This is a genomic window from Streptomyces sp. URMC 123, from assembly GCF_051386515.1.
In the GTDB taxonomy this organism is placed as follows: domain Bacteria; phylum Actinomycetota; class Actinomycetes; order Streptomycetales; family Streptomycetaceae; genus Streptomyces.
Map to the genome: position 1 here is coordinate 1 of NZ_JBPQTV010000240.1, position 9875 is coordinate 9875.

Below are 9875 nucleotides of genomic sequence, written 5' to 3' on the forward strand. Positions count from 1 at the left end.
GGTGGGCGGGCAGCGACCCGCGCCGAAGGCGCGACGAGCGGCCCCGCAGGCGAGGCGAAACGCGAGACCGCCGAGGCCCGCGCCAACCGCGCGAACGCCGAAGCCGGGCCGGAGGCCACTACGCTTGGGCGCCGTGACCACCGCGCGCCTCCCCCTCTTCCCACTGAACTCGGTGCTGTTCCCCGGGCTCGTGCTGCCCCTGCACGTCTTCGAACAGCGGTACCGCGCGATGATGCGCGACCTGCTCACGGTGGACGAGGACGCCCCACGCCGCTTCGCCGTGGTCGCGATCCGCGACGGCCGCGAGGTGGCCCCGAGCGCGCCGGGCCTGCCGGACCCGACCGGGCCGGCCGAGCGCGGCGCGTCCGCCGGCTTCGGCGACGACCCCATACGCGCCTTCCACCCCGTGGGCTGCGTCGCGGACACGGCGACCATCCGGGAGAAGCCGGACGGCGGCTACGACGTCCTGGCCACCGGCACCACCCGCTTCCGGCTGCTGTCCGTGGACAGCAGCGGGCCGTATCTGGTGGGTGAGGTCGAGGAGCTGCCGGAGGACGAGGGGCACGGCGCGGGGGCGCTCTCCTCGGGGGTCATCCGGGCCTTCCACACCTATCAGCAGCGGCTGGCCGGCGCGCACGAGTCGACGCTGACCACCAAGCAGGAAATTCCCGCCGAGCCGTCGGTGCTCTCGTACCTGGTCGCCTCGGCGGCGATCCTGGACACGCCCGCGAAGCAGCGGCTCCTGGAGGCGCCGGACGCCGCGAGCCGGCTGAAGGAGGAGCTGGCCCTGCTGCGCGCGGAGACGGCGGTGATCCGTAGCATTCCCTCGCTGCCGGCCGTCGAACTGACCCGGCAGCCGACCTGTCCCAACTGATCCCTCGGCGGGGGTGGCGATGGCGAGGAAGAAGCGGTCCCCGGGCGACGCGGGCGGCACGCCCGCGACGGTCGCCCTGTCCCGGGCCGGCGCGGACTTCACGGTGCACGCCTACGAGCACGACCCGGCGGCCGGTCTGCCGTACGGCGAGGAGGCGGCGCGGGCGCTGGGCGTCGCCCCCGAGCGGGTCTTCAAGACGCTGGTCGCCGAGGTCGACGGCGCGCTGACGGTCGCGGTGGTGCCGGTCGCCGGCTCGCTGGACCTCAAGGCGCTGGCGGCGGCGGTGGGCGGCAAGCGGGCCGCGCTGGCCGACCCGGCGGCGGCCGAGCGCGCCACCGGCTATGTGCGGGGCGGCATCTCGCCGCTGGGACAGCGCCGCCGGCTGCCGACGGTCGTGGACACCTCGGCGTCGGCGCACGGAACGGTCTGTGTGTCGGCCGGGCGGCGCGGCCTGGAGGTGGAGCTCGCGCCGGGCGCGCTGGTGGAGCTCGCGGACGCGGTGCTGGCGCCGATCGCCCGTGCGTGAGCCCTGGACGGCGGACCGGCCCTCGATTAGGGGATAGGGAGCAGGCACGCCCGCCTGCCCCGGTTCCCGAGGGGGTCGACGATGTCGAAGCGCACCCGTAAGAGGAAGTGGCGGCTCCGCCGCAGCAGGGCGAACCACGGCCGCCGCCCCGCGTAACCGGTCGAGCGGTCCTCCGGGTCAGCCCCCGGAGGGCCTGCCGTGCTCCGGCCCTGGGCGGCCGTCCGCCTCGGCCTCCTGGCCGGCCGGCCCGTCCTCCGCGTCCTCCACGCGCTCCCCGTGCTCCTCGTCGCGCGGCCCGAACAGCGCCGTCAGCACGAGGTGCACGCCGAGCCCGGCGAGCGGCCACATCAGCAGCGCGCCCTTGGCCCGCAACTGGAGCGGAGCGTCGAAGATCACGTCCTTGCCGACGCTCCGGGCGTGGGCGGCCACGTTGCCCGTCGGCCCGAGCCACACCCCCATCCGCCAGGCCAGGACCGAGGCGAGGAGGCCGCCGAGCGCCAGGGCGACGACGAGCGCGACGCCGCCCGAGCGCCGCCACAGAAAGACGAGCGCGCCGCTGAGCGCGCCGAACCCCGCGGCGAGCAGCGCGAACGTACCGTCCGCGCCGATGGCCTCCTCGCCCTCGGAGTTCTTGAAGTAGATGCCCCTGCCGTCGGAGACCAGAGGGATGCGCGGCGCCAGCCACAGCCACAGCAGCCCAGGAACACGCCGGCGAGCATCACGAGCCCCGTGATCAGCGCCGCGCGCCGCAGCTCGGCCACCAGCTCCCGACGGGCCTCGTCCCCGGAGTCCCCGGAGTCCCCGAAGTTCCGGGGGTTCCCGGAGCCCCCCGAGGTCACGGTGTCCCCCGTGTTCCCGGAGGCCCCAGGGCCTCCCCCCGCTCCGGCCTCCGGAGAGGCGTCGTGGGAGTGGCCGGGGCGCAGCGGCTCACGCGGGGGCTCATGCGGCGTCGAAGGTGCGGTCACACCGTCATCGTGCCAGGTCGGCGCCGGGTGCCCGGCGCCGGCCGACGGGTCCGGGCGCGTCACCGCACCGCCGCCCGCCGGTAGGCCCACGTGGCGACCGCCAGCGAGACCACGCCGACGGCGGCACAGACGGTGAGGTCGCCGGCGACCGCGGCCCAGTCGGGGGCGCGGTCGAAGCAGCGGGCCAGCGCCTCGACCCCGTAGGTCGAGGGCAGCAGGTCGCGCGCCCAGGCCACCGGGGCGGGCAGGTGCGCGGCGGGCAGCACGCCCAGCAGCAGCGCGGCGGACATGCCGAGCTGCCCCAGGAGGGTGGCGATCTCCTGCCGGGGAGCCAGCAGCCCGAGCGCGGCGCCGAGCCCGGCGAGCGCGGCGCCGGAGAGCGGAATGACCGCGACCAGCACCCAGAGGTGGGTGAGCGGCAGGTCGAACAGCACGCTGCCGACCACGGCCGTGACCACCGTGCCGGGCGCGGTGAAGGACGCGTACGCGCCGGCCGCGCCGAGCACCACGGCGGCGGGCGGCACCGGCAGGGTGGCGTAGTGGTCGAGACCGCCCGTGGCCCGCAGCTGCCCGAAGTACTGGGCGAGCAGGTTGAGCGCCACGAAGGCGACCACCAGGACGCTGGAGCCGGCGACGACGGCCCGCGCCTCCTCCCCGCCGTCGACGACCCCGCGCATCAGGACCATGATCCCGATGGACTGGAAGGTCGCCACGAAGAGCAGGGGGATGCGGGCCACCCGGGCCCGGGAGAGCTGGGCGCGGTAGACGGCGGCGAGCGCGGGCAGCAGCCGGGCGCGCGGCGCGAGCGGTACGGCCGCCTCGCCCCCGGTCCGGCCGCCCGCCGTGCCGTCCGCGCCGGCGCTGTCGTTCCGGAGGTCTGGGGACACCGCTTCCGCGGGCACGACACTCACGTTGCGCTGCTCCTGTTCGTCGCGTGCCGATGGCCGGTGCTGCGCTCAGTCACCCTTCACCAGACCTTCCGCGCCCCGGGCGCGGCCGCCGAGCGCGAGATAGACGTCTTCCAGGCTGGGGGTGGTGAGCGTGAAGTCGTCGAGGGCCGCGAAGGCCGAACCGCCGGTGACGGCGCCGATGGCGGCGCGGGCCTCGTCGGCGGCGAGCCGCAGCAGCCAGCGCCGGCCGTTCATCTGCGCGGACCGGCTGAGCGCGGCGACCTCCGGCACGTCCATCGGGGCGCGCTCGCGCCACACCAGCTCCAGGCGCACCTCGTCGGCGACGAGGTTCTTCAGCCCGGAGGGCGTGTCACAGGCGATCACCTTGCCGCGCTCCAGCACGGCGACCCGGTCGAGGACGGTCTCCGCCTCGATGACGTTGTGGGTGACGAGCAGGACGGTGGTCTCCCGCTCGGCGCGGCGCCGGTCCACGGCCGCCCAGACGGCGCGCCGGGCCACCGGGTCCATGCCGGTGGTCGGCTCGTCCAGGACCAGCAGGGGCCGCTCGCCGACGAGCGCCGCGGCGAAGCAGGCGAGGCGGCGCTGTCCGCCGGAGAGCCGCTTGAGGGGGCGGCCGGCGATGTCGGCGAGGCCCAGCTCGTCGAGGACGGCGTCCCGCTCGGCGCGGGCGGCGCGGGCGCCGAGGCCGCGCAGCCGGCCGGTGGTCTCGGCGGCGAGCGCGACGGTGAGCTCGTCGAGCGCGGTGGACTCCTGGCCGAGGTAGCCGACCAGCCGGGCGGCGCGCTCGGGGTGGCGTACGAGGTCGTGGCCGAGGACGGTGACCGTGCCGGAGTCGGGTCGCATCAGCCCGGTGAGCTGCCGCACGAGGGTGGACTTGCCGGCGCCGTTGGGGCCGAGCAGCCCGAAGATCTCGCCGCGGCGGACCTCCAGGGCGATGCCGTCGCTGGCGCGGACGGCGGGCGTGGCGGGGGTGCCGCGCCGGGCGCGGGCCGCGGGATAGGTCTTGACCAGGTCACGCACGACGCAGGCGGCGGCGGTGTGCGCCGCGGCGGCTCCGATGCCGTGTGCTGCCTGTGCTGTGCCCGTCTTCACGAGCTACGAGACTACGCGCCCGAGGGGGGCGGGCGGGCCTCGGGGCTCCCTCCGGGGGGATTTACCGCCCCGGAAGGAGTCGGTCGAACGGCTACGCGTCGCGGGTGGCCGCCTCGACGGACGCCGTCCGCGCGTCGACCTCGCGCCAGAAGCCCGCCCGGATCGCGTAGCGGTCGTGCTCGTCGATCTGGTCGTCCTTGTGCGCGAGCAGCCCGAAGCGCGCCGCGTACCGCAGCAGCTCGCCGTCGATGCGGTGCGGGATGCGCGGGTACTCCGTGGAGAGCTGCTGGAGGTGGGCGGGCGTGTTCAGCCGCTCGGTCCAGCGCCGGGCGAACACCTGCCCCACCTCGAAGGGGTCACCGCTCACCGCCGTGATGTCCTCCTCGCGGTCCGCCCAGCGCTGCTCCGCGGAGGTGAGCTGGGCGAGCGTGGGGAGCGCGGCGGTCTCGGGGGGCTCGGCGGGGCCGCCGCCGCGGTCGACCCAGCCCTTGTCGGAGGACCAGCGCAGGGTGGCGCTCGGCACGGTGGCGGGGGTGCCGGGCGGGCCGCCGACGGCGCGGTTGAGCTCGGCGAGGTCCTTGGGGGTGGGCACGCCCTTGGCGGTGGGCGGGTCGGTGGCGCCGCCCTGGGCGGCGGCCGGCGCGCGGGTGGTGCCGGCGACCGGCGCGGTGGCGGCGGGCGCCGCGGCCGAGCCGTTACGGGTGGCGGGCGCGGCGGTGGCGGGTTCGCCGGCCGACTCGGGCAGGGGCGCGGAGAGGATCGCCGCGATCTCGGGCCGGGGCGCGGGCGGCGAGGAGCAGACGCCGGACAGCTCCCGGGCCCGTACGGCGCGGGTGATCCAGGCCCGGTCGAGCACGCGCCGCTCGTCCGCCTCGGCGACGAGGTCCTCGGACTGGTTGTAGTCGCCGTCCGCGGCCTGCACGGCCCACAGGTGCACGGCGACGCCGTGCTCCTTGGCGGACATCAGCCCGGGGAGCAGGTCGCCGTCGCCGGTGACGAGGACGATGTCGGAACAGGCGCGATTGCGGGCCAGCTCGGTGAGTTCGGCGTGCATCGCGGCGTCCACGCCCTTCTGGGCCCAGCGGCCGTCGCTGCGGGTCAGCGCGCCGAGCCGGACGGTGACCCGGGGCATGACCCGCAGCCGGCGGTGCTCCGGCTGGGGCACGCGGTCGGGCGCGCCGTCGAACCAGTAGATCCGCAGCAGCGGTCGTTCCGTGTCGGCCTCGGCGCGTTCGCGCAAGCCCTGGATGAGGGCGGCGTGGTCGACGGAGATGCGGGACCGGGCGGGTTCTCCGGCGAGCAGGCTCGCGGCGGCGCCCAGCAGGTAGCCGGCGTCCACCAGGACGACGCAGCGGTCCACGTTCCACCCTCTTTCCGTTGAGGTCCGTCGCCCCCCGGAACGGCTCGTTGCTTCGGGTTCGCTTCGAGTCTGCCCGACCGTACGGGGGTTATCAGCGGCACGCGATCACCGGCGTGGCGGATATCCGCTCGCGACCCCGCACGGGCGTTCTCACTCACGGTAATTCTCCGAAATGCGGTCTTTGCCGCATCGTGCCAGCGTGTTCAGTCGTAGGCCGCACTCGGCACCGCGGGGCGCGGCCCGGGCATCCGAGATCCGCACAGGAGACGCGATCATGGCCAAGAACAAGAACCGGGACCGAAGTAAGCAGCAGAGCCGCGCCAGCGGCGCTGAGCAGGCCGAGCAGCAGTCGAGGAGCTCCTCGATGGAGGCGCAGGCCGAACGGATGGGCACGAAGGTGACGCCGGCGGACGTGGCGCACAAGGGGCGGCAGAAGCGCTTCGGGCACAACTGACGCACCACTGGCGCAGAGCGGAAAGACCTTGAGGGGCGCACTCGGATCGGGTGCGCCCCTCAAGACGGTCGTACGCCGGTGATCCCCTTATGGGTGACGCACCGGTGGCGGCGGGGCCGGTCAGCCCGCCAGACAGGACGGCCCGAGCAGGGCCTTGAGGTCGCCGAAGAGGGCCGGGTCGGGGGTGACCCGGTGGCGGTCGAGGCGGAGCACGGTGGTCTTGCGGGCGCCCTGGAGGCGGACCCGGACCTCGGTGGAGCCGCGGTGGTGGCTGAGGACCTCGCCGAGCTTGGCGACCAGCGGCGGGGTGACCTTGACCGTGGGGATGATGATCGTCACCGGCGCGTTGACGGAGGCCTCGGAGAGGTCCGGGACCATCAGCTCCATGGCGACGAGCCGCGGAATGTCCTCCCGCTTGTCGAGGCGTCCCTTGACGAACACCACCGCGTCCTCGACCAGCTGGGTGGAGACCAGCTGGTAGGTGGCGGGGAAGAACATGCAGTCGATGGAGCCGGCGAGGTCCTCGACCGTGGCGATGGCCCAGGCGTTGCCCTGCTTGGTCATCTTCCGCTGCAGGCCGGAGATGATGCCGCCGATGGTGACGATCGCGCCGTCGGCGTGCTCGCCGCCGGTGAGCTGGGAGATCGCCGCGTCGGCCTTGTCGTTGAGGACGTGCTCGATGCCGAAGAGGGGGTGGTCGGAGACGTAGAGGCCGAGCATCTCGCGCTCCTGCGCGAGCAGATACGCCTTGTCCCACTCGATGTCGGAGAACTCGACGTCCAGGCCGAAGCCCGGGGAGTCGTCGGCGCCGTCGTCCATGCCGCCGAAGAGGTCGAACTGGCCCTCGGCCTCCTTGCGCTTCACCTGGACCACGTTGTCGATCATGGGCTCGTAGTGCGCCATGAGGCCCTTGCGGGTGTGGCCCATCTCGTCGAAGGCACCGGCCTTGATCAGGGATTCCACGGTGCGCTTGTTGCAGACGACGGCCTCGACCTTGTCGAGGAAGTCGGGGAAGGAGGTGTACTTCCCCTTGGCCTTGCGGGACCGGATGATCGAGTCGACCACGTTCTGGCCGACGTTGCGGACCGCGGTGAGGCCGAAGAGGATCACGTCGTCGCCCTGGGCCGCGAAGTTGGCCTGGGACTCGTTGACGTTCGGCGGGAGCACCTTGATGCCCATGCGGCGGCACTCGTTGAGGTAGATCGCCGACTTGTCCTTGTCGTCGCGCACCGAGGTGAGCAGCGCCGACATGTACTCGGCGGGGTAGTTCGCCTTGAGGTAGGCGGTCCAGTAGGTGACCAGCCCGTAGGCGGAGGAGTGGGCCTTGTTGAAGGCGTAGCCGGCGAAGGGCACCAGCACGTCCCAGAGCGCCTGGATGGCCTCGTCGGAGAAGCCGTTCTTCTTGGCGCCGGCCTGGAAGATGGTGAAGTTCTTCGCCAGCTCCTCGGGCTTCTTCTTGCCCATCACCCGGCGGAGGATGTCGGCCTCGCCGAGCGAGTACCCGGCGATGATCTGGGCGGCCTTCTGCACCTGCTCCTGGTAGACGATCAGGCCGTAGGTGAGGCCCAGCACCTCCTTGAGGGGCTCCTCCAGCTCCGGGTGGATCGGCGTGATCTCCTGCTGGCCGTTCTTCCGCAGCGCGTAGTTGGTGTGCGAGTTCATGCCCATCGGGCCCGGCCGGTAGAGGGCCGAGACGGCGGAGATGTCCTCGAAGTTGTCGGGCTTCATCAGCCGCAGCAGCGAGCGCATGGGGCCGCCGTCGAACTGGAAGACGCCGAGCGTGTCACCGCGGCAGAGCAGCTCGTACGTGGTGGGGTCGTCCAGCGGGATCTTCAGCAGATCGATGTCGACGCCCTTGTTGGCCTTCACCATCTTGACGGCGTCGTCCATGATCGTGAGGTTGCGCAGGCCCAGGAAGTCCATCTTCAGCAGGCCGAGCGACTCACAGCTCGGATAGTCCCACTGGGTGATGGTGACGCCGTCGGTGTGCCGCACCCAGACCGGGACGTGGTCGGTGATCGTCTCGCTGGACATGATCACACCGGCCGCGTGCACACCCATCTGCCGGACCAGGCCCTCCACACCGCGGGCGGTGTCGATCACCTTCTTGACGTCCGGCTCGTTCTCGTACATCGACCGGACCTCGCCGGCCTCGCTGTAGCGCGGGTGGCTGGGGTCGGTGATGCCGGAGAGCGGGATGCCCTTGCCGAGCACGTCGGCGGGCATGGCCTTGGTGATCCGGTCGCCCATGGCGTAGGGGTAGCCCAGCACCCGGGCGGAGTCCTTGATCGCGTTCTTGGCCTTGATCGTGCCATAGGTGCCGATCATGGCGACCTTGTCCTGGCCGTACTTCTCGGTGACGTACCGGATCACCTCGGAGCGCCGGCGCTCGTCGAAGTCGATGTCGACATCGGGCATGGAGATGCGCTCGGGGTTGAGGAACCGCTCGAAGATCAGCCCGTGCTCGATGGGGTCGAGGTCGGTGATGCCCAGGGCGTAGGCGACGATCGAACCGGCCGCGGAGCCGCGGCCGGGGCCGACGGCGATGCCGTTGTTCTTGGCCCACATGATGAAGTCGGCGACCACGAGGAAGTAGCCCGGGAACCCCATCTGGATGATGACGTCCATCTCGTACTCGGCCTGCTTCTGCCGGTCCGCGGGGATGCCGTCGGGGAAGCGGCGGGCCATGCCGCGCTTGACTTCCTCCTGGAACCAGGTGACCTCGGTGTACCCCTCGGGCACGTCGAACTTCGGCATCAGGTCGCGCTTGGCGAACCAGCCGGTGGTGTCCACCTGCTCGGCGACCAGGAGGGTGTTGCGGCAGCCCTCCTGCCAGGCGTCCGAGGAGTCGACGGCGTACATCTCGTCCGTGGACTTCAGGTAGTAGCCGGTGCCGTCGAACTTGAAGCGGTCCGGGTCGGAGAGGTTCTTGCCGGTCTGGATGCACAGCAGCGCGTCATGGGCGCCGGCCTCGTGCGCGTACGTGTAGTGCGAGTCGTTGGTGACGATCGGCGGGATGCCGAGCTTCTTGCCGATCTCCAGCAGGCCGTCGCGGACCCGGCGCTCGATCTCGATGCCGTGGTCCATCAGCTCCAGGAAGTACTTGTCCTTCCCGAAGATGTCCTGGTACTCGGCGGCCGCCTTGAGCGCCTCGTCGAAGTGGCCCAGGCGCAGCCGGGTCTGCACCTCGCCCGAGGGGCAGCCGGTGGAGGCGATCAGGCCCTCGGACCACTGGGAGAGCGTCTCCTTGTCCATCCGGGGCCACTTCGTCAGCCAGCCCTCGGCGTACGCGTCGGAGGACAGCCGGAAGAGATTGTGCAGACCGGTCTTGTTGCTCGCCCAGATCGTCTTGTGGGTGTAGCCACCCGAGCCGGAGACGTCGTCGCGCTTCTGGTGCGGCTGGCCCCACTGGATGCGCCGCTTGTTGCGCCGGGACTCCGGCGCCACGTACGCCTCGATCCCGATGATCGGCGTGATCCCGGCACCGGTGGCCTGGTGGAAGAAGTCGTACGCGCCGTGCAGGTTGCCGTGGTCGGTCATGGCGATGTGCGTCATGCCCATCTCGCGACAGGCATTGAACATGTCCTTGAGCCGCGCCGCACCGTCCAGCAGTGAGTACTGGGTGTGCACATGCAGGTGGGTGAAGGGGGGCCTGGACGAGGTCACGGCTGGGGGCCTCCGTGGGCATCGGGG

8 protein-coding genes are annotated in these 9875 nt (G+C 72.5%); 3 read left to right on the forward strand and 5 right to left on the reverse strand.

The genetic code is table 11. The features are described 5' to 3' along the window. The first annotated feature begins 133 nt into the window (after nucleotides 1-133). Nucleotides 134-874: an LON peptidase substrate-binding domain-containing protein gene (locus tag ACSNOD_RS23160; protein ID WP_436768951.1), complete on the forward strand. Its 741-nt coding sequence runs from the start codon at nucleotides 134-136 to the stop codon at nucleotides 872-874. A 19-nt stretch (nucleotides 875-893) separates the two neighbouring features. Continuing rightward, the gene (gene ybaK / locus ACSNOD_RS23165) at nucleotides 894-1400 is read left to right on the forward strand and encodes a Cys-tRNA(Pro) deacylase (RefSeq protein WP_436768952.1); all 507 of its coding nucleotides are present in this window, start codon (nucleotides 894-896) and stop codon (nucleotides 1398-1400) included. 177 nt (nucleotides 1401-1577) lie between these two features. On the opposite strand, the gene ACSNOD_RS23170 is transcribed toward ybaK, so the two are convergent. The 4 genes from ACSNOD_RS23170 to ACSNOD_RS23185 all read right to left on the reverse strand — a co-directional run bounded on the left by ACSNOD_RS23170 (nucleotide 1578) and on the right by ACSNOD_RS23185 (nucleotide 5728). After that, complete coding sequence (locus ACSNOD_RS23170) at nucleotides 1578-1859, reverse strand: hypothetical protein (RefSeq protein WP_436768953.1); 282 nt, start codon at nucleotides 1857-1859, stop codon at nucleotides 1578-1580. A gap of 565 nt (nucleotides 1860-2424) precedes the next feature. Then, nucleotides 2425-3276 carry an ABC transporter permease gene (locus tag ACSNOD_RS23175; RefSeq protein WP_436768954.1) on the reverse strand — a complete coding sequence of 284 codons (852 nt, stop codon included), beginning with the start codon at nucleotides 3274-3276 and terminating at the stop codon, nucleotides 2425-2427. A 45-nt stretch (nucleotides 3277-3321) separates the two neighbouring features. Then, complete coding sequence (locus ACSNOD_RS23180) at nucleotides 3322-4335, reverse strand: ABC transporter ATP-binding protein (RefSeq protein ID WP_436768958.1); 1014 nt, start codon at nucleotides 4333-4335, stop codon at nucleotides 3322-3324. A 124-nt stretch (nucleotides 4336-4459) separates the two neighbouring features. After that, nucleotides 4460-5728: an NYN domain-containing protein gene (locus tag ACSNOD_RS23185; RefSeq protein ID WP_436768955.1), complete on the reverse strand. Its 1269-nt coding sequence runs from the start codon at nucleotides 5726-5728 to the stop codon at nucleotides 4460-4462. A gap of 274 nt (nucleotides 5729-6002) precedes the next feature. On the opposite strand from ACSNOD_RS23185, the gene ACSNOD_RS23190 reads away from it, so the two are divergent. Next, nucleotides 6003-6182: a hypothetical protein gene (locus ACSNOD_RS23190; RefSeq protein WP_436768956.1), complete on the forward strand. Its 180-nt coding sequence runs from the start codon at nucleotides 6003-6005 to the stop codon at nucleotides 6180-6182. Between the two features lie 120 nt (nucleotides 6183-6302). Here ACSNOD_RS23190 and dnaE read toward each other — a convergent pair whose 3' ends face one another. Continuing rightward, nucleotides 6303-9848 (reverse strand): DNA polymerase III subunit alpha, encoded by a 3546-nt coding sequence (dnaE, locus tag ACSNOD_RS23195; protein ID WP_436768957.1) that lies wholly within the window; start codon nucleotides 9846-9848, stop codon nucleotides 6303-6305. Nucleotides 9849-9875: the final 27 nt, after the last annotated feature.